Source organism: Streptomyces sp. NPDC093221, assembly GCF_044753885.1.
In the GTDB taxonomy this organism is placed as follows: domain Bacteria; phylum Actinomycetota; class Actinomycetes; order Streptomycetales; family Streptomycetaceae; genus Actinacidiphila.
Window position 1 is genome coordinate 1 of record NZ_JBIVOA010000003.1, and the last position, 18,585, is coordinate 18,585.

Annotated in this window: 14 protein-coding genes; 6 read left to right on the forward strand and 8 right to left on the reverse strand. The window is 72.8% G+C overall.

From position 1 onward, the window contains the following. Nucleotides 1–354 precede the first annotated feature (354 nt). Both ACIQCJ_RS12075 and ptsP read left to right on the forward strand, forming a co-directional pair. Nucleotides 355–804: a PTS glucose transporter subunit IIA gene (locus ACIQCJ_RS12075; protein ID WP_402711294.1), complete on the forward strand. Its 450-nt coding sequence runs from the start codon at nucleotides 355–357 to the stop codon at nucleotides 802–804. A gap of 90 nt (nucleotides 805–894) precedes the next feature. Beyond that, entirely contained in the window at nucleotides 895–2,565 is a 1,671-nt protein-coding gene (ptsP, locus tag ACIQCJ_RS12080; RefSeq protein WP_391050064.1) for a phosphoenolpyruvate--protein phosphotransferase, read from the forward strand. A 133-nt stretch (nucleotides 2,566–2,698) separates the two neighbouring features. On the opposite strand, the gene ACIQCJ_RS12085 is transcribed toward ptsP, so the two are convergent. After that, nucleotides 2,699–3,682, reverse strand: a complete 984-nt coding sequence (locus ACIQCJ_RS12085; RefSeq protein WP_402711296.1) for a hypothetical protein — start codon at nucleotides 3,680–3,682, stop codon at nucleotides 2,699–2,701. A gap of 38 nt (nucleotides 3,683–3,720) precedes the next feature. Next, complete coding sequence (locus ACIQCJ_RS12090) at nucleotides 3,721–5,028, reverse strand: MFS transporter (protein WP_402711297.1); 1,308 nt, start codon at nucleotides 5,026–5,028, stop codon at nucleotides 3,721–3,723. A gap of 94 nt (nucleotides 5,029–5,122) precedes the next feature. Here ACIQCJ_RS12090 and ACIQCJ_RS12095 point away from each other — a divergent pair, with 94 nt between their 5' ends. Next, nucleotides 5,123–6,451: an aminotransferase class I/II-fold pyridoxal phosphate-dependent enzyme gene (locus ACIQCJ_RS12095; RefSeq protein WP_391050069.1), complete on the forward strand. Its 1,329-nt coding sequence runs from the start codon at nucleotides 5,123–5,125 to the stop codon at nucleotides 6,449–6,451. Nucleotides 6,452–6,569: 118 nt separating this feature from the next. Continuing rightward, nucleotides 6,570–8,165, forward strand: a complete 1,596-nt coding sequence (locus ACIQCJ_RS12100) for a cellulose binding domain-containing protein (protein ID WP_402711298.1) — start codon at nucleotides 6,570–6,572, stop codon at nucleotides 8,163–8,165. A 40-nt stretch (nucleotides 8,166–8,205) separates the two neighbouring features. Here the strand turns inward: ACIQCJ_RS12100 and ACIQCJ_RS12105 are convergent, their stop codons facing one another. Continuing rightward, entirely contained in the window at nucleotides 8,206–10,224 is a 2,019-nt protein-coding gene (locus tag ACIQCJ_RS12105) for an acetoacetate--CoA ligase (RefSeq protein WP_402711299.1), read from the reverse strand. Nucleotides 10,225–10,647: 423 nt separating this feature from the next. Here ACIQCJ_RS12105 and ACIQCJ_RS12110 point away from each other — a divergent pair, with 423 nt between their 5' ends. After that, nucleotides 10,648–13,008, forward strand: coding sequence for a glycoside hydrolase family 31 protein (locus ACIQCJ_RS12110; RefSeq protein WP_402711300.1), 2,361 nt, complete (start codon nucleotides 10,648–10,650; stop codon nucleotides 13,006–13,008). Nucleotides 13,009–13,058: 50 nt separating this feature from the next. Here the strand turns inward: ACIQCJ_RS12110 and ACIQCJ_RS12115 are convergent, their stop codons facing one another. Genes ACIQCJ_RS12115 through ACIQCJ_RS12135 form a run of 5 tightly spaced genes read right to left on the reverse strand, consistent with a single transcriptional unit; the run spans nucleotide 13,059 to nucleotide 18,001 of the window. After that, complete coding sequence (locus tag ACIQCJ_RS12115; RefSeq protein ID WP_402711301.1) at nucleotides 13,059–13,583, reverse strand: NUDIX domain-containing protein; 525 nt, start codon at nucleotides 13,581–13,583, stop codon at nucleotides 13,059–13,061. A gap of 9 nt (nucleotides 13,584–13,592) precedes the next feature. Then, entirely contained in the window at nucleotides 13,593–14,927 is a 1,335-nt protein-coding gene (locus tag ACIQCJ_RS12120) for an adenylosuccinate synthetase (protein WP_402711302.1), read from the reverse strand. Next, nucleotides 14,927–15,937 (reverse strand): hypothetical protein, encoded by a 1,011-nt coding sequence (locus ACIQCJ_RS12125; RefSeq protein WP_402711303.1) that lies wholly within the window; start codon nucleotides 15,935–15,937, stop codon nucleotides 14,927–14,929. The genes ACIQCJ_RS12120 and ACIQCJ_RS12125 overlap by 1 nt, the downstream gene beginning before the upstream one ends. Before the next feature lie 40 nt (nucleotides 15,938–15,977). Continuing rightward, nucleotides 15,978–17,096: a molecular chaperone DnaJ gene (locus ACIQCJ_RS12130; protein WP_401313900.1), complete on the reverse strand. Its 1,119-nt coding sequence runs from the start codon at nucleotides 17,094–17,096 to the stop codon at nucleotides 15,978–15,980. Continuing rightward, the gene (locus ACIQCJ_RS12135; protein WP_402711304.1) at nucleotides 17,093–18,001 is read right to left on the reverse strand and encodes an NUDIX domain-containing protein; all 909 of its coding nucleotides are present in this window, start codon (nucleotides 17,999–18,001) and stop codon (nucleotides 17,093–17,095) included. The genes ACIQCJ_RS12130 and ACIQCJ_RS12135 overlap by 4 nt, the downstream gene beginning before the upstream one ends. A gap of 122 nt (nucleotides 18,002–18,123) precedes the next feature. Here ACIQCJ_RS12135 and ACIQCJ_RS12140 point away from each other — a divergent pair, with 122 nt between their 5' ends. Then, a complete protein-coding gene (locus ACIQCJ_RS12140) occupies nucleotides 18,124–18,489 on the forward strand; it encodes a DUF962 domain-containing protein (RefSeq protein WP_355344065.1) in 366 nt (121 codons plus the stop codon). Nucleotides 18,490–18,585 lie beyond the last annotated feature (96 nt).

The following is an 18,585-nucleotide window of genomic DNA, read 5'->3' on the forward strand; positions in this document are numbered from 1 at the left end:
CCGGCCCTCCGGGCTTTCCCTTCGTCGTGTCTCCGACTTTAGCAGAAGCTATTCGGTCGGAATTACCAACCCCGTTCCGAGCACACACGTTTCCGCGGGTCTCGTCGAGGCGGTTGTGCCAACGTACTGGACTCCCTCGCTCGGAGCAAATCGACCGCGGCCGTTCCGGTCGCGGTGACAGTCACGGTGGCTGAGGGTGGCCGGATGACAGACTTCCGATCGGGAAGGGTCATCATGTGGTCGCTTCCGCTCGGGCGGAATCCATACTTGACATGACTTAGGCTGCTCTCGCGGCCTCGCCGTCCGGTGACAGGCAGTGACGGCGTCTTGAGCTCCGCATATAGGAGGCTTCCCATGACGACCGTTTCTTCTCCGCTGGCCGGACGGGCCATCGGGCTCGCGGCAGTGCCCGACCCCGTGTTCTCCGGCGCCATGGTGGGACCGGGTACGGCCATCGACCCCGTGCGCGAGTCGACGGTGGCGGTGTCCCCGGTGGACGGAGTCGTTGTTTCTCTGCACCCGCACGCGTTCGTCGTCGTGGACGACGAAGGGCACGGAGTGCTGACGCACCTCGGCATCGACACCGTTCAGCTCAATGGCGAGGGATTCGAGTTGCTGGTGTCCAAGGGCGACACCGTCAGCCGCGGCCAGGAGGTCGTCCGGTGGAATCCGGCGGCCGTCGAGGAGGCCGGGAAGTCGCCGGTGTGCCCCGTGGTCGCGCTCGAGGCCACGGTGGAAGCGCTCGGCGAGGTCGCGGAGAGCGGCGAGATCGAAGCGGGCGGCACTCTCTTCATCTGGAAGTAGTCCCGCGCTCCGCCAGGAGTCAGGCCAGCGGGGGCACGCAACCTAAGCGGCGGCGTCATCGACCCGCCGCATCGACCGGAGACGGGTGAGATGGAGACAACGCTGCGAGGCGTCGGTGTCAGCCACGGTGTGGCGATCGGCGAGGTACGGCACATGGGCACCGCTGTTCTGGAGCCGCCCGCCAAGCAGATCCCGGCGGACGACGCTCCGCGCGAGCAGGGTCGGGCGCGGCAGGCCGTCGAGGCGGTGGCCGCCGATCTGACCGCGCGTGGTCATCTCGCGGGCGGCGAGGCGCAGGCGGTGCTTGAGGCGCAGGCGCTGATGGCGCAGGACCCGGAGCTGCTGGCCGACGCCGAGCGCCGGATCGCGGTGGGGAGTACGGCCGAGCGCGCGGTGTACGACGCTTTCGCCTCCTACCGGGCGCTGTTGGCGGGCGCTGGTGAGTATCTGGCCGGTCGGGTCGCGGATCTGGACGACGTGCGGAACCGGATCGTGGCGCGGCTGCTGGGTGTGCCGATGCCGGGTGTGCCGGACAGCGACGAGCCGTATGTGCTGATCGCGCGTGATCTGGCGCCTGCGGACACGGCGCTGCTCGACCCTGCGTTGGTGCTCGGTTTCGTCACCGAGGAGGGCGGGCCGACCAGTCACAGCGCGATTCTGGCGCGGGCGCTCGGGGTGCCGGCCGTGGTGGCGCTGCCGGGTGCGGGTGAGCTGGCCGAGGGGACGCTGATCGCGGTCGACGGCAGCACCGGTGAGGTGTTCGTCGAGCCGGACGAGGAGAAGCGGACCGCGCTGTCCGAGGCGGCCGCGGCCCGGAAGGCGGCGCTGTCGGCGTCGTCGGGTCCTGGTGCGACGTCGGACGGGCACAAGGTGCCGTTGCTGGCGAATGTCGGCGGGCCGGCCGATGTGCCCGCGGCGGTGGCGGCCGGGGCGGAGGGCGTGGGTCTGTTCCGTACGGAGTTCCTGTTCCTGGACGACTCCTCGAAGGCTCCGACGGAGGACAAGCAGGTTCAGGCGTACCGCCAGGTGCTCGAGGCGTTCCCCGAGGGCCGGGTGGTGGTGCGCGTGCTCGACGCGGGCGCCGACAAGCCGCTGGAGTTCCTGACGCCCGCGGACGAGCCCAACCCGGCGCTGGGTGTGCGGGGGCTGCGGTCGCTGCTCGACCACCCGGAGGTGCTGCGGACGCAGCTCACCGCGCTGGCGAAGGCGTCGGAGGGGCTTCCGGTGTATCTGGAGGTCATGGCACCGATGGTGGCGGACCGTCAGGACGCGAAGGCGTTCGCGGACGCGTGCCGTGCGGCGGGGCTGCGGGCGAAGTTCGGTGCGATGGTGGAGATTCCGTCGGCGGCGCTGCGCGCGCGGTCGATTCTCCAGGAAGTCGAGTTCCTGTCGCTCGGCACCAATGACCTGGCGCAGTACACCTTCGCGGCGGACCGGCAGGTCGGTGCGGTGTCGCGGCTTCAGGACCCGTGGCAGCCCGCGCTGCTCGACCTGGTGGCGGCGTCCGCGGACGCGGCTCGGGCCGAGGGCAAGAGCTGTGGTGTGTGCGGTGAGGCGGCGGCGGATCCGCTGCTCGCGTGTGTGCTGACGGGTCTGGGTGTCACCAGCCTTTCGATGGGTGCGGCGTCGATTCCTTATGTGCGGGCGACGTTGGCGAAGTACACGCTGGCGCAGTGCGAGCGTGCGGCTGCCGCGGCTCGGGCGACCGACAGCGCCGATGATGCGCGGCGGGCGGCGCAGGGCGTGCTGTCCGGCGAGTGAGCCGACGACGGCTACGACGGCGGTCGGGCCGGTTGGCGGAGGGCGTTCCACCCGTGCGGGGTGGGGCGCCCTCCGCCGTTTTGTCATCGGCCCGGTGTTCCGCGCCAGCCGGTCCCGTACTGCGGCCTCTCCTTCATGTGAGGGGTCCGAAGGGACCCGTCGGGCCGATGTGGTCGACGGGCGGTGGCGGCAGGGGGAGTCCCGCGCGGTAGACGACGCCGTGCTCGGGCGGTACGGGGTCGCCGGTGGCGGCGTCGGTGCAGTAGGCGTTGAAGACCTCCGCTTCGGTGAGCGGGTGGAGGTGGCCGTCGCGCAGGGACCAGCCGCGTACGGTGTCGGGCCGTTCGTCGTCGTGGGTGGTGCGCAGGACGACGCCTCCGGTCCGGCCGGTGGCGGTGCCGGCGGCCATGACGGTGCAGAGCACGAGGGCGTCGTTCTCCGCGAGTTCGATCGTGTCGTCGGTGTCGGCGTGTACGTGGACGGCGGCGAGCAGTGGGCCGTCGTCGGCGGGGAGGCTGCACACGACGTGGTGGGTGCCGGGGCCGACGGTCTCGATGAGGCGCAGCAGGGTGTCGGAGGCGCGGTCGAAGGCGCAGTGGGCGAGGTCCTGTCCGCAGTCGGGGCAGGTGCCGGCCCGGGTGAGGGCGTCGGTGGCGCTCTCCCAGGTGGCGCGGCGGTCGGCTTCGTGGGCGAGTTGGGCGCGCAGCAGGGTGAGGGACTGGCGGGTGTAGGCGACGGAGGGGCCCGCGGCGGTCGCCGCCGCGGTGTAGTGGGTGCGGGTGGTGGCGCTGTCCGGGGGCTGGCGGGTGGTGGTGCAGTAGTCGGCGTAGGCGTCGGGGTCGAAGAGTGTGACGGCGATGTGGTGGCCCTGGGCGTGCAGGTGGCGGAGGAAGGCGTCGACGGCGTGCAGATACTGTGCGTAGTTTTCGAAGGCGAAGCTGCGGTGGTCGGTCAGGGCCGCGAAGTCCTGGTCGTCCAGGAGCAGGGCGACGACGGTGGGGGCTTCGCGGCGCAGCGCCCTGCGGTGGGCCGCGCGGTGCCGGGGCGGGCGCTGTGCCTGGTCGGCGCGGGCGTGGCGGTTCTTGCGGTGGGTGGTGCGGTTCTTGGTGCTGGACATGCTTCCCCCTCGGTGTGGCACCGGGGTCCCGATGACCCCTAGTGCTCACTCACCGTAACCGGTGGCACTGACAACGGCGGTTCTGCGGCGGTCGGGTGCGGTCGGTCGAGGCGGCGCAGGACCAGGCGGCGTTGCAGGAGCGCGGCGGCGGCGAGTACGGCGCCGAGCGCGATCCAGCCGGTCGGTCCCGTGGCGATGACGACGGAGGTCATGAGCAGCGGGCCGACGCAGCGTGAGGTGGACTGGGCGAGGCCGTGCACGCCGACGTAGCTGCCCTGTGCGTCGTCGGGTGCGAGGGCGACGGACAGTTCCCAGGAGATGGCGGACTGGATCATCTCGACGACGGTGAAGGCGATGGCGGCGGCGAGGATCGCGGCGGTCGCGGCCCATCGCATGTGGACGACGGCGACGGCCGTGGCGGCTCCGGAGAGCAGGAACCATACGGCGACCCGGCGCAGGGAGTCGGCGGCGACGCGTGGGGTCCTGCCGTGCCGGGAGAGCCGGACCTGGAAGGCGACCACGATGACGGTGTTGACGACGAAGATGGCGGCGGCGAGGCCGTGCGGGGCGTCGGTGCGGGTGATGATCCACAGCGGCATGCCGACGCTGAGCGCGCAGCCGTACAGGAACATCGCCGAGTCGAGGGCGGCGTAGAGGAGGTATCCGCGGTCCCGCCAGGGGTTCGAGGGGGCGCCGACTTCGCGGTGCGGGAGGGAGGTTGTGGCCGTGGTGGCGGTCGGGGCGGTGTGGGCGGCGACGGTTCTGCTGGCCGAGGGGGGTTCGGCGCAGCGGGCGACCAGGGCGGCGACGAGGACGAAGGACAGGGCGTCGCCGAGGAGCAGGCCGCGGTAGACCGCGCCGGTGCCGATGGCCAGGGCGGCGGAGGCGCCGAGGCCGCCGACTGTGTAGCCGACGTTGACGACGGTGCGCTGTACGGCCTGGTAGCGGGCGCGGTCGGGTCCCGCGACGCGGGCGGCGAAGAGTTTGGTGAGGACGGAGGCGGAGCGTTCGCCGAAGCTGCCGAGGGCGACCAGGGGCAGCAGTTGCCAGAAGCCGTGGGCGAGCAGGAGCAGCAGGCTGGAGGCGCCGCGCAGGAGTTGGACGGCGAACAGCACGCGGGTGAGCGGCACACGGTCGGCCAGGCGGCCCGCGACGGGCGCGCCCGCGATGCCGGCGGCGCCGCCGAGGCCGAGCAGCAGTCCGGCCTGGCCGGTGCTGAGTCCGCCGATGAGGACGAAGTAGAGGGCGGTGACGGCGACCCAGAGTCCCGAGCCGGTCTTGTCGATGAGGTTGATCCAGAGCATCCGCCGCCCGTCCGGGCCTCCTGGTATCGGCGGTATCCGCATCGTGTCCGCTCCCCCTCGTCACCGGGTTCGTTCGCCGCTCGTCCGCCACGTACTCGCTTGCCGTACGGCTTTGTATTGGTACATACTCATGTATGTGGCAACACAATATGCGATCAGCGGTGCGACGGCCAGGGAGATTGCCGCGTCGGCCGAACGGGCGGTGACCGAAGGGCGGTTGCGCCCGGGGGACGCGCTGCCGCCGGTGCGGACGCTGGCGGACGGACTCGGCGTCAGTCCGGGGACGGTGGCGGCGGCGTACAAGGAGCTGCGGCGGCGCGGGATCGTGGTGACGCGCGGGCGCGGCGGGACGGTGGTCGCGTCGGCGCCCTCGGTGGCCTCGCGGCGTCCGCCCCGGGTGCCCGAGGGGCTGCGGGATCTGGCGGGCGGCCATCCGGACCCGGCCTTCCTGCCGGATCTGGTGCCGCCGGGACGGCTGTCGCCCGGCGCACGTTCGCACCGCGCCTCGCCCCGGCTGCCGCAGTTGGAGGAGCTGGCGCGGGCGTGGTTCCGCCGGGACGGGGTGCCCGACGGGCAGGTCACCTTCGCGCACGGCGCGCTGGACTGCGTCGCGCGGCTGCTGTCGGTGGAGCTGCGGCCCGGCGACGCGGTGGCCGTCGAGGACCCCGGCTTCCACCATCTGCTCGATCTCGTACCGGCGTTGGGGCTGCGGACGGCCGCGGTGGCGGTGGACGACGAGGGGATGCGGCCGGAAGCGCTGCGGTCGGCGCTGCGGGCCGGCGCGCGGGCGGTGGTGCTGTGTCCGCGCGCGCAGAATCCGTACGGGTCGCGGGTGTCGGAGGCGCGCCGGGAGGAGTTGCTCGCGGTGCTGGCGGGGTCGCCCGAGGTGCTGGTCGTCGAGGACGACCACAGCGCGGACACGGCGGGCGGTCCGCTGCACTCGCTGACCACGGCGGGGGCGCGGGGTCCGGGGCGATGGGCGCAGATCCGTACGGTCTCCAAGCATCTGGGCACCGATCTGCGATGGACGGCGATGGCCTGCGACCCGGTCACGCTCGCCCGGCACGACGGCCGGATGCTGCTGACGTCGGGCTGGGTCAGCCATGTGCTCCAGGAGACGGTGGTCCGGCTGATGACCGATCCGGCGACGGCGGAACTGGTCGCCGCGGCGGGGACGGCGTACACCGAGCGCCGCGAGGCGCTGATCGCGGCGCTCGCGGAGCACGGGATCACCGGGGCCGGGGTGAGCGGTCTGAATGTGTGGGTGCCGGTGCGCGACGAGGCCGCGGTCGTCAACGGCCTGCGGTCGCAGGGCTGGTGGGTGGCGGGCGGGTCGCGGTTCCGGATCGGTGCGGGTCCGGGCGTACGGATCACCGTCGCGGACCTGCGGGTGCCCGAAGCGGCCGTGCTGGCCGCCGACTTCGGGCGCGTGCTCGCCGACTCCGCGAGCACGTACGGGGGTTGAGGCACCGCACCGTGACGGGGGTGGTCAGTGAGGTGCCAGCGGCGCTATTGACGGGGGCGGCGCCGGTCAAGTATCCAGATCCTGGGCGGCATTGGTACAGACCAAATGGGAGTCCGGCATGCGAAGATCCCTCACACTCCTCCTCGCGCTCTTCGGCACGCTCGTCCTGTTCCTCGTTCCTCCCGCCTCGGCGGCCGGCGGCGTCGGCGCGGCCTTCGCCAAGACCTCGGACTGGGGCAGCGGCTACCAGGCGCAGTACACGATCACCAACGGCAGCGGTTCCGCGATCAGTTCCTGGAAGGTCGAGTTCGACCTGGCCTCCGGCAGCAGCGTCGGCAGCTACTGGGACGCGCTGCTGACCCAGTCCGCCACGTCCGGCGGCACGCACTACACGTTCACCAACCGCGACTACAACGGGACGCTCGCGCCGGGCGCCTCGGCCGTCTTCGGCTGGGTGGGTTCGGGAACCGCCACCCCCGCCAACTGCAAGCTCAACGGGGCTTCTTGCGACGCGGGCGGCGGTGGCGGCGGCTCCGACACCACGCCTCCGACCGTGCCCGGCGGCGTCACCGCGGGCTCGCCGACCAGCTCCTCGCTGACGGTGAAGTGGAACGCCTCGACCGACAACTCCGGTTCCGTGGCCGGTTACGAGGTCTCACGCAACGGCGGCACGCCGGTCGCCGTGACCGGCACCTCGTACACCGCGACGGGTCTCGCGGCGTCCACCGCGTACTCCTTCCAGGTCCGCGCCAAGGACGCGGCGGGCAACTACTCGGCGTACAGCGCGGCCGTCAGCGGCACCACGAGCGCGACCGGTGGCGGCGGGAATCCGAGCCCCGGCGTGATCCGTACCGCGCCGTACGTGGACATGGGCGCCTGGCCGACGCCGAGTCTCACGGCGATGTCCCAGGCGAGCGGCGTGAAGAGCTTCACGCTCGCCTTCGTCACCTCGGCGGGCTGCAAGGCGTCGTGGTTCAACGCCTATGACCCGCGCCAGGCGTGGGCGAAGGACCAGATCGACGCCATCAGGGCGGCCGGCGGGGACGTGAAGGTCTCCTTCGGCGGCGCGAGCGGCATCGAGCTGGCCCAGGCGTGCGGTTCGGCCAGTGCGCTGGCCACCGAGTACGGCGCCGTGGTCGACGCGTACAACCTGTCCTACGTCGACTTCGACATCGAGGGTTCGGCGGTCGCGGAACCCGCGTCGATCGCCCTGCGCTCACAGGCGTTGGCGCTGCTCCAGCAGTCCCACCCGAGTCTGCGGATCTCGCTGACCCTGCCGGTGCTGCCCAACGGTCTCGACGCGAACGGGCTGAACGTGGTCACCTCCGCGAAGAACGCGGGCGTCAACCTGGACATGGTCAATGTGATGGCCATGGACTACTACCAGAGCGTCGACTACGGCGACGCGGCGGTCCAGGCCGCCAACAGCCTGTTCGGACAGCTCAAGCCCCTCTATCCGACCAAGTCCGACGCGCAGCTCTGGGCGATGGTCGGCGTGACGCCGATGCTCGGCCAGAACGACGACGGACACGTCTACGACCAGGCCGACGCCCGTCAGCTCGTCGCCTTCGCGCAGAGCAAGCACCTGGGCATGCTCTCGTTCTGGGAGGAGGGCCGGGACGCCAACGCGTGCACCGGCGCCACCTACAAGTGCACCAACATCTCGCAGACGCCGTACGAGTTCTCGAAGATCTTCGCGGCGTACACCGGATGACGGCGACGCGGACGTGACCGTCGGCGCCTGAAGTGACCTTCTACGAGCGGCCCTTCGCGCGTTCGGCGGCGAGCCGCTCGTAGAAGCGCAGCACCCCGAGGTTGTCCACCGAGCCCGGGTTGACGGCCTTGTCGAGCGCGGTGCCCTGGAGGAGCCGTTTGACGGGGACCTCGATGCGCTTGCCGGTGAGGGTGTGGGGGACGCCGGGGACGGCGATGACCTCGTCGGGTACGTGGCGCGGCGAGAGCTGGGCGCGGATCGCGGTGCGGATCCGGTCGCGCAGCGTGTCGTTCAGTTCCGCGCCGTCGGCGAGCTGCACGAACAGCGGCATCCAGTAGCCGCCGTCGGGCTGTTCGATCCCGATGACCAGCGACTCGCGGATCTCCGGGAGGCGTTCGACGACCTCGTAGATGTCGGAGGAACCCATGCGGACGCCCTGGCGGTTGAGGGTGGAGTCGGAGCGGCCGTGGATGACGACCGTGCCGCGCGAGGTGAGGGTGATCCAGTCGCCGTGCCGCCACACGCCGGGGAACATCTCGAAGTAGCTCTCGCGGTAGCGGGCGCCGTCCGGGTCGTTCCAGAACCTGATGGGCATGGACGGCATGGGGTTGGTGACGACCAGCTCGCCGACCTCGTCGACGACCGGGCGGCCCTGCGCGTCCCACGCCTGCAAGTCGGTCCCCAGGCAAGGCGCTTGGAGCTCACCGATGTGCACGGGGAGGGTGGGGACACCGCCCGCGAAGCAACTGCACACATCGGTGCCGCCGCTGACCGACGCGATCCACAGGTCTTCCTTGACCTCGTCGTGCAGCCAGCGGAATCCGTCGGGCGGCAGCGGCGAGCCGGTGGTGGCCACGCACTTGACGGGTGAAAGGTCGACGTCGCGGCCGGGGTGGATGTCCGCCTTGCGGCAGGCGATCACATACGCGGCGGAGGTGCCGAAGACGGTGGTGCCGGTCTGTTCCGCCACCCGCCACTGGGCGGCGACGTCGGGGTAGCCGGGGCTGCCGTCGTAGAGCACGACGGTGGAACCGGCCAGGAGCCCGGAGACCAGGAAATTCCACATCATCCAGCCTGTGGAGGTGTACCAGAAGAAGCGGTCGTCCGGGCCGAGGTCAAGGTGGAGGCCGGTCTGCTTGAGGTGTTCGAGCAGGATGCCGCCCTGGGACTGCACGATGGCCTTGGGCAGTCCCGTGGTGCCGGAGGAGTAGAGCACCCACAGCGGGTGGTCGAAGGGCACGGCCTCGTACGCGGGCGCGGTGTCGTCGGCGGTCAGGTCCGCCCAGTCCAGGGCGCCTTCGGGGGCGGGCGTGCCGAGCAGCGGGATGTGCACGGTGGCGCGCAACGAGGGCAGCCCGGCGCGCAGTTCGGTGACGACGTCGGTCCGTTCGTGCCGCTTGCCGCCGTAGCGGTAGCCGTCCACGGTGAACAGCACGACGGGCTCGACCTGTTGGAAGCGGTCGAGGACGCTGCGGGCGCCGAAGTCCGGGGCGCAGGAGGTCCATACGCCGCCGACGGCCGCGGTGGCGAGCAGCGCGACGACGGCCTGCGGGATGTTGGGCAGGTAGCCGCTGACGCGGTCGCCGGGGGTGACGCCGAGGCGGCGCAGGGCCGCGGCGAGCGAGGCGACCTGGCGGCTGAGTTCGGCCCAGCTCACCGTGCCGGTCTCGTGGCTCTCGTCCAGGTGCAGCAGGGCGGGGGTGTCCGCGCGGGCCGGGTCGAGGGCCGGGCGCAGCGCGTGCTCCGCGTAGTTGAGGGTCCCGCCGGGGAACCAGCGGGCGCCGGGCATCGAGGCGTCGGCGAGCACCGTCTCGTACGGGGTGCTGAAGCGGACGTCGTACCACTCGGTGATCGCGCGCCAGAAGGCGTCGGGGTCGCGGACCGACCAGGCGTGCAGCGCGTGGTAGCTCGCGGCGGGGTCGCCGGCCACGGTTGCCGGGGCGCCGTACCGCTCGGCCGTCCAGTCCTGGAACCGGGTCACCTGCGCGCGGGCGATCCGCTCGGGTCCCGGCGTCCACAGGGGCTCCGGGCTGTCGGCGGGCTCGGGCGTGGTGCTCATATGGGCGGCTCCCCGGACGGTACGCGTCGTCGCGTATCTGCGGCTGGTCCCCTGCGGGCGGAATGTCCCGCCCCGGGCCTGGGCAGGACGATGCCATGTGATCGTCTTCGGCGCCAGGGCGGGGTGGCCCACGGGTCGCGCGGCGGGGGTCGGCGGGGGCTCTGACGAGGGGTTCCGAGGGGGTGGTCCGGGCGGCGGGGTGGCTCTGTTTCCGGCTCCCGCCGAGGTTCCCGCCAAGATCCCTGGGAAGATCACTCACCGGGCCCGCGCGGGCCCGGCCCCGCCGCCGGGAGGGCACGGGCGCGCGGGGTGCGGTCCGGGTCGGCGGCGTCGGCGACCGGCGCGGGTCGCGCACCGCCCCCTCCAGGTGAACGGTGGCTGAACGAGCGGCGCGACCGGCGGTTTCGATGGAAGGGTGGGGGCATGGACGCTCGGGACCTGCTGCGGTCGGTGCGGACGGCGGGTTCCGCCGAGGGCCGGCGTGCCACACGCTCGGCCTGGCGGCGGCAGCGCACGGACGCGCGGGATCTGCCGCGGCGCGGCGCCGAACGCGCCCGGGTGCCGGGCGCCGCGCGGGAGGTGGAGCCGCTGCCCGGCGGCGGCCGGGTGCGGTTCGCGCGCTCGGTGCTGCGGGTACGGGTGGCGATCGGCGGCGCTGTCTTCTGCGGCTGGGACGGCGCGGATCCCGACCCGTCGTACGCGCTGGCCGGCGGGCGGCCCGAGGCGGATCTGCGGGCGATCCTCGAACCGGACAAGGACGGCTGGCGGGTGGTGTCCGAGCGCGTCACCGTCCTGGTGTCGCGGCACGGCGCGGTGGAGATCCGCACGCCCGGCGGCGTGCTGCTGCGCAGGGAGCTGCCGCCGCGCTGGTGGGAGCCGACCGGCGGTGAGCCGGGGGTGGGCGCGCGCTGGGTGCAGCGCTCGGAGACCCCGGCCGACGCGCGGGTATACGGGCTCGGCGGCCGGGCCGTGGGACCGCGGCTGCCCGCGGGCGGCTACCGGCTGTGGAACACCGACCCCGACGGCTCCTTCGAGCCGGGCGACGACCCGCTGTACATCACCATGCCGGTGCAGCTCGTGGTCGCCGACGCGGGCTGCCACCTGGTCTTCCACGACAACACGTGGGACGGCAGGGTGACGCTGCGGGACGGTGAGGAGGGCGCGGGCTCGGGCCACGACCGGCCGGGCGGCTGCGAGCTGCGGATGGACGGCGGGCCGCTGCGCTACTGGGTGATCACCGGTACACCGTCGCGGGTGCTCAACGGCTGGACGGCGCTGACCGGCAGGCCCGCGCTGCCGCCGAGCTGGGCGCTGGGCCACCACCACTCGCGCTGGGGCTTCGGCAGCGAGCGGGAGGTGCGGCGGGTCGTGGCGGGCTACCGCGAGCGGGAACTGCCCCTGTCGGTGCTGCATCTGGACATCGACCACTTCGACGGCCACCAGGTCTTCACCGTCGACAAGGGCCGGTTTCCCGATCTGCCCGGTCTGGCCGCGGAGTTGGCGGATTCCGGGATCCGGATGGTGTCGATCGTGGACCCGGCGGTGAAGGCGGAGCCCGGTGTGGCGGTCTACGACAGCGGCACCGAGGAAGGCGCGTTCGTGCGGGACGCGCGGGGCCGGGAGGTCAACGGCGTGGTCTGGCCGGGCGATGCGGCCTTCCCCGACTTCACCGACCCCCAGGTGCGGGCGTGGTGGGGCCGGTTGTACGCCGAGCGCCTCGATCAGGGCTTCTCCGGGGTCTGGCACGACATGAACGAGCCGGTGTCCTTCGTGTCCTTCGGCGAGAACACCCTGCCGCGCTCGGCGCGGCACTCTTTGGAGGGCCGAGGCGGCGACCACCGCGAGGCGCACAATGTGTACGGCCTGACGATGGCCCGCGCGGGCTACGAGGGGCTGCGCGAACTGCGCCCCGAGCAGCGGCCGTTCCTCTTCTCGCGCTCCGGCTGGGCAGGCATGCAGCGATACGGCGGCACCTGGTCGGGCGATGTGGCGACCGGCTGGCCGGGGCTGCGCGCGTCCCTGTCGCTGGTCCTCGGGCTCGGTCTGTGCGGGGTGCCGTACTCGGGCCCCGACGTGGGCGGCTTCACCGGTTCACCGTCACCGGAGCTGTATCTGCGCTGGTTCCAACTCGCCGCGTATCTGCCGTTCTTCCGCACCCATTCGGCGATCGACGCCGGGCGGCGCGAGCCGTGGGAGTTCGGCCCCGAGGTGCTGGAGCACGCGCGGGCCGCGCTGACCGAGCGGGTGCGGCTGCTGCCGTATCTGGAGTCGCTGGCGCATGTCGCGCACCGCACCGGCGCCCCGTACGTCCGCCCGCTGTGGTGGAACGCGCCGGGTGACCGGGCGTTGCGCGAGTGCGGTGACGCTTTCCTCCTGGGCGACGCACTGTTGGTGGCTCCGGTGCTCGAACCGGGTTCGCAGACGCGGGCGATACGGCTGCCGCGTGGCCTGTGGTACGACACCGCGACCGGTACCGCGCACCGCGGGCCCGGTCAGGTGCTGCTCGACGCGCCGCTGGGCCGGATTCCGGTACTGGCGCGGGCGGGTGCGATCGTGCCGGTGGCCGGGGCGGACGGCGAGGTCGAACTGGAGGTGTGGGCACCGCGACTCGGCCGTACCGGGAGCGGTGTCGTCTTCAGCGGCGACCCGGAGGGCTGGGGCACGGCGCGGATGGAACGGTTCACCTCTCGGTGGGCGGACGGCGAGGTCGTGGTGGAGCGGGACGGCGCGGACGCCGGGGAGCCGGTCGGCTACCGGGTGCGGGTGCGCGGCACGGCGTCGTAGGGGCCGACCGGTTACCGGGTGTGCGGCGGCGTGTCGTAGAAGCGGGTCGGTTACGGGGTGTGCGGCGGCGTGTCGTAAGCGCCGTCGAACCAGCGGCGGGCGGCCAGGGTGTGCAGGGGGAAGCCCAACTCGGCCGGGCGCGGCAGGATCTGGTGCCCATCGGTCTCGTCGGTCGGTACGGACGGCGGCAGTTCGGCCGCGTCGCGCTCCGGCAGCAGGCCGAACAGCAGCAGATATCCGCCGTCCTCGTCGGTGAGCGCGTCGGCGAGGGTGACGTCCGCCGCCGAGGCGCGGATGCCGGTCTCCTCCGACAGCTCCCGGACGACGGCCTGTTCCCAGCTCTCGCCGAAGTCGATGAAGCCGCCGGGCAGGGCGAGTCGGCCCAGACGCGGCTCGATCGTCCGGCGGATCACGACGAGCCCCGTGCCGCCGGTGTGCCGTACCGGGAGCAGGGCGACGGCGACGGGCAGCGGGTTGCGGTAGCTGACGGCCCCGCAGTTCCCGCAGGTGCGCGGCCATCCGGGGTCGGCGCCGAAGCGCGCGCCGCACGACGAGCAGTGAGAATCCTTGGCCACGGCGGGACCCTATCGGAGAGCGGTCGTGCGGGTGGGGTGCCGGGCCGGTTCGAAGGCGGCCTTGCGGGTCGGGCCAGCTTCGGGGCCGCGGAGCGGCTTGCGCAGGACCTGGCGGGTCGGGGACGAGGACTCCAGCAGGACGGGGGCGCCCAGGGCCGCGCCGATCGCGTCCGACCAGCGGCGCGGGTCGCGTCCGGGCGTGTCCCACAGGGCCGGGCGGGCGCGCTGGAGGCGCGCGGTGAGGGCGGCCTGGCGGGCCAGGTCGCCGGGCGGACCCGGCGCGAGGCGTTCGACGAGGGTGCCGTCGATGCCGTAGGCGCGGCAGATGCGCAGGCCGCGGGCGCGGGCGGGCGCGTCGAGGTGGGTGACGGCGAGGGCGTCCACTCCCCCGCAGACCTCCACGGCGTACGCGTGCGCGACGGCGTCGAAGTGGCCGGTGCGGAAGGCGCCTTGCCAGCGGCCGTGGCCGTTGTGCGGCTCGGGCAGCAGCGGTGTCAGCTCCGGGTCCTCGGTGACGAGCGGGCCCGGCCCGTGCCGGGTGGTGTAGGTGCGCACGACGCCCAGCCGCCGTGCCTCGCCCGGTGTACCCGCCTCGGCCAGCAGCGTCTCGGCGTTGGCGAAGGTGGTGGTGGACCAGGTGGTGTACGGGTGGAAGCCGTGCCATTCGTCCAGCAGGACGCCCTGGGCGCCCTCGAAGACCACCGGGCCCCGCCACAGGAGGTCGTGCAGCGCGGCTCCGTCGGTCAGGGTGACCGTACGGGCGAAGGCGGCGAGGACTTCCGCGCAGTCCTCGACCGGCGGCGCGGGAAGCGGGCCCAACTCGTCCGCCAACCGGTCGCGCAGCAGGCGCAGTTGGCGCAGCAGCCGAGGGCGTGACGCGCAGTCGCCGACGGTCGGCGCGTCACCGGGGTGGGCGAGCGCGTACGCGGCGGCCTCGCCCACGCCCATCCCGCAGGAGCCGTGCCGGTCGGCGCCGCGCGCCTGCTCCCGCAGCCGGTTGGCGGCGGCGTGGTACGGGGTGGCGATCGGCGCCGCGCGGTCGACGGACAGCAGGGCGTACGGGTCGGGGACGCCGACCGTGCGCAGGTGGTCGGCCTCGGCGGCCAGCGCGAGCGGGTCGACGGTCATGAACCGCGACAGGTGGGTGCGGACCCCGCGCAGTGTGCCGGAGCCGAACTGCGCGAAGGTGTGGTGGCGGCCGTCTGCGGTGACGACGTTGTGCGCGGCCTGGGCGCCGCCGTTGAACCGGACGACCGCCTGGACCGTACCGTCCTGGCAGAGCCGGTCCACGGCGGCGCCCTTGCCCGCGTCCCCGAATCCGAGGTCGACGACGATGGTGTGCACTACAGCCTCGTGGTGGTGGCGGGACCCGCGTCGCCGTCGGTGAGGGGCGCGTCGGAGACGGCGAGGGCGCTGCCGCGGGCCACGCCGTCCCTGCCGCGGTCGAGTCCGGCGAGCGCCCTGCTGACGCTGTCGCCCGCCGCCGAGCCGACGTCGGCCAGGTCGGCCAGGCCCGCGGCGAGGTCGATCGCCTCCTCGCCGAGGCCCACGGTCAGCGCGATGGTCTCGCAGACCGCGTCGAGGTCGTCCAGCTCGATGACGTTCTGGCCGAGCAACTTCCGCCAGATGCCGAGCACTTCGGTGTTGCCGACGTAGGAGGAGCCCGCCGGGAGGATGTAGTGGACGTGGTAGGTGCGCTGGAGTTCGGCGACGATGTCGGTGATCGGGATGTCCTGCGGGATGCGCTCGCCGAGGACGTCCCACACCTCGCGCGCCTTGACCTTGCCGTACGGCATCTCGTCGCCGATCAGGAACAGGTAGCCGCGCCGCCCGCGCTTCTCGTGGCAGTCCAGCGCGGTGTGCCGGGCCATGGTGTAGAGCGCGAGTTCGTACGACTCGCTCATCTGGCCGCCGCCCCCGCCCTCCAGGAGGATGTTGCCGAGGTCGTCGTCCATCCGGTTGTCGGACTCGAACTGCCCGATCTGGAGGGGCACCCGGTCGCAGGTGGCGTCGCCGACCGCGCCGAACATCACCTGCGGGTGCTCGGTGTAGCCCTTGCGCAGCAGCAGGCCGAACAGTTCGGGGAGCTTGGTCTGGAGCACCTGCGGCACGGTGCGCATCGAGCCGGTGACGTCGAAGAGCACGGCGATGGCGAGCGAGGTGGGGTGTTCCGCGGAGTCGCGGCTCTCCCGCAGGGTGATGTTCTTGGGGTCGAGTGACGGGTGGGCCGCCCAACTGCTGCGCGGGGACGAGCCGGTGACGTGGTCGCTGTAGGCGAAGGCGCCGGAGCCGGACGCGGCGCGGTAGCGCGCGGCGGCGTCGTAGACATTGGTGGACCAGCTTCCGCTGCCCATGGTGGTTCCCCCTTGTGTCGTGGTGGTGGTGTCGCGGTTGTCAGATGTGCGGCATGGCGAACGGGCGGAAGGTGCGCGGCCCGTAGAGCCGTTCCAGCAGGTCGTCCAGCTCGCCGAGGAGCTGCCAGGCGTCCTGCGGGCGTGCGTTCTGCGAGGGCAGTACGCACGCGCGCAGGAAGGCGCGCATCGGCGCCGGTGCCCGGTCGCCCATGAGCTGCCGCACGCAGAGCGCGGCGAGGTGGATGTCGGTGGCCGGGGAGGCCGGTCGGCGCTCCGGGACCTCGGGCGGATAGGCGTCCCTGTGCCGGTCGACGAGGACCGGCACATGGGTGTCGAAGGCGGTCGCGTAGCACCAGTCGACCAGGACCAGGCCGTGCAACTCGGGGTGGATGAGGACGTGTTCGGGGAAGACGGCGCCGTGCACCAGCCGGGCGCGGTGGGCCCAGCCGAGCGCGGTCAGCAGGCGGCGCCACATCCAGGCCGCGTCGCGCGGGTCGAGGCCGCCGGGGTGGGCGGCGGCGACCTCGGCGAGCGTGTGGAAGCCGGTGAGCGGTACGAGCGCGTTGACGTGCCGCTCGACGCCGTCGGTGTCGCGGTGCCTGAAGCTCTCGATCAGTTGCGGGGCGTACGCGCGGTGCCGCCGTTCGCCGACGGTGTCGAGGCGGCGCAGCACGTCGGCCTCGTGCTCCAACAGGTCGTTGTCGCGGGGCCGTTGCGGGATCTTCAGTACGGCCTCGCGCCGGTCGCCGTTCTCGTCGTAGTGGGCGGTCCGCAGGACGGCGAGGTCGCCGGTGGCCAGGACCGGGCCGAGGACGTAGCGGCGGTCCGCGGTGGTGACGGTGGGAGCGGTGGCCCTTTCGTCGGTGTGGTGGTGGCGGGCGGACAGCCGGGCGAAGGCCGCGGCGGCCTCCGCGGTGCGGCCGGGCGGTGCGGCGTCGGGGTGCAGCAGCCGGGCGAGCCGCCGGTAGTGGCGGACCGCGTCGTGGGCGTCGGCCGGGAAGTCGGCGTCGAGGGCGGCGAGGGCGTCCTCGAAGGTGCGTATGTGTGCGCCCGACGGGTCGTTGCCGGTGTCGCCGAGGGGTCCGCGACTCGCGCCACGCGTCGGGCCGTTGGTCCGGTCACCGGCCGGGTCATCGAGCGGATTCGTGGTGGCGGTCATCGGACGTCGTCCTCCCGGTCGGGGCGGAGCAGCGCCGGGTGCAGCAACCGGGCATCGCCTGCCCGGTAGAGACGGGCGCGCGGACCGCCCTTGCTGCCGGGGCGGCTGTCGGTCTCGCCGGTGGACTCCACGAAGCCCGGCACGGAGAGCACTTTGCGGTGGAAGTTGCCCGCGTGCAGCGGCGCGCCCCACACCGTCTCGTAGACCGCGCGCAATTCGCTGATGGTGAAGGTCTCGCCGAGGAAAGTCGTGGCCAGCGGGGTGTACTCGATCTTTCCGCGGGCGCGTTCCAGACCGTCCGCGAGGATGCGGTCGTGGTCGAAGGCGAGCCGGGGAGCGCTCCCGTGAGAAGCGGGCCGGCGGCCGGTACCACCCCCGTAGATTCCGGTCCGCCGACCCTGCTCGAAGGGACGCGGCGGCGCCGTGTCCGGTTGCCCTTTCGGGAGGATTGCTTCGACGGGGATCCAGGCGGCGCCCGCGGCGTCGCTCCCCGGCGTGGCATCGGGCAGTCCCGGCGCGAAGGCGAGGTACGCGATCGAGACCACGTGCATGCGCGGGTCGCGGTCGGGGACGCCGTAGGAGCCGAGCTGTTCCAGGTGAACCCGGCCGAGCGCCGTGGCGTCCAGGCCGGTCTCCTCGGCCAACTCCCGCGCCGCCGCCTCGTCCAGGGACTCGCGTCCCGCGCGGACGAATCCGCCCGGCAGTGCCCGCTCCCCCGCGAACGGCGGTCCGCCCCGCTCGACGGCCAGTACGTGCAGCCGGTCGGCGCGCAGGGTCAGCGCGACGATGTCGACGGTCACGGCGATCGGGTCGAAGGCGCGCGGATCGTAGGAGTCGAGGAAGTCCCGCTCCCGCCGCGCCGCCGACTCCCCCGCCGACTCCGGCGTGTTCACCGCGTCCGTCATGATCGCCCCCGTCTCGCGCCGAACCCACCCCGCATGTTGTTCTCAAGGTGAGTCATTCTCACTACGAGAAGACCATAGCACCGACCCCTGACACCGTCCAGCAGCGGCGCTACTCTGCGGTAATGACGAAGCAGACGTTCAGCACTTTCGAGGAGTTCTGGCCGTACTACGTGGCGATGCACTCGAAGGCCGCCACCCGCTGGGTGCACCTGGCGGGCACGCTCACCGGCCTCGCGGTCACCGGGTACGGCCTGGCGCGGGGCCGCAAGCGGTACGCGGCGGCGCTGCCGCTGATCGGGTACGGAACGGCGTGGCCCGCCCACTTCCTGATCGAGAAGAACAATCCGGCGACCTTCGGGCACCCGGTGTGGTCGCTGCGCGGCGACGTCAAGATGATCACCACCATGCTCGCCGGACGGGACGCCGAACTGGCCGAGACGGCGGACAAGTGGCTGGCGGAGCAGGGCGGCACGGGCGACGACGCCTGACACCGCCTCGCACCGGCCCTTCCGGCCCGCCGACTTCGCGCGGTCCGGCGCTGTTCCGCCGGCGGGCCGCCCGTGGCACACTTCTGACGATCCGTC

Excerpts from the sequence above, each read along its gene's own strand:
- ACIQCJ_RS12130 (WP_401313900.1), bottom strand. The coding sequence starts at position 17,096 with ATGACCGCCACCACGAATCCGCTCGATGACCCGGCCGGTGACCGGACC.
- ACIQCJ_RS12085 (WP_402711296.1), bottom strand. The coding sequence starts at position 3,682 with ATGTCCAGCACCAAGAACCGCACCACCCACCGCAAGAACCGCCACGCC.
- ACIQCJ_RS12125 (WP_402711303.1), bottom strand. The coding sequence starts at position 15,937 with ATGGGCAGCGGAAGCTGGTCCACCAATGTCTACGACGCCGCCGCGCGC.
- ptsP (WP_391050064.1), top strand. The coding sequence starts at position 895 with ATGGAGACAACGCTGCGAGGCGTCGGTGTCAGCCACGGTGTGGCGATC.
- ACIQCJ_RS12090 (WP_402711297.1), bottom strand. The coding sequence starts at position 5,028 with ATGCGGATACCGCCGATACCAGGAGGCCCGGACGGGCGGCGGATGCTC.
- ACIQCJ_RS12135 (WP_402711304.1), bottom strand. The coding sequence starts at position 18,001 with ATGACGGACGCGGTGAACACGCCGGAGTCGGCGGGGGAGTCGGCGGCG.
- ACIQCJ_RS12100 (WP_402711298.1), top strand. The coding sequence starts at position 6,570 with ATGCGAAGATCCCTCACACTCCTCCTCGCGCTCTTCGGCACGCTCGTC.
- ACIQCJ_RS12075 (WP_402711294.1), top strand. The coding sequence starts at position 355 with ATGACGACCGTTTCTTCTCCGCTGGCCGGACGGGCCATCGGGCTCGCG.
- ACIQCJ_RS12110 (WP_402711300.1), top strand. The coding sequence starts at position 10,648 with ATGGACGCTCGGGACCTGCTGCGGTCGGTGCGGACGGCGGGTTCCGCC.
- ACIQCJ_RS12105 (WP_402711299.1), bottom strand. The coding sequence starts at position 10,224 with ATGAGCACCACGCCCGAGCCCGCCGACAGCCCGGAGCCCCTGTGGACG.
- ACIQCJ_RS12140 (WP_355344065.1), top strand. The coding sequence starts at position 18,124 with ATGACGAAGCAGACGTTCAGCACTTTCGAGGAGTTCTGGCCGTACTAC.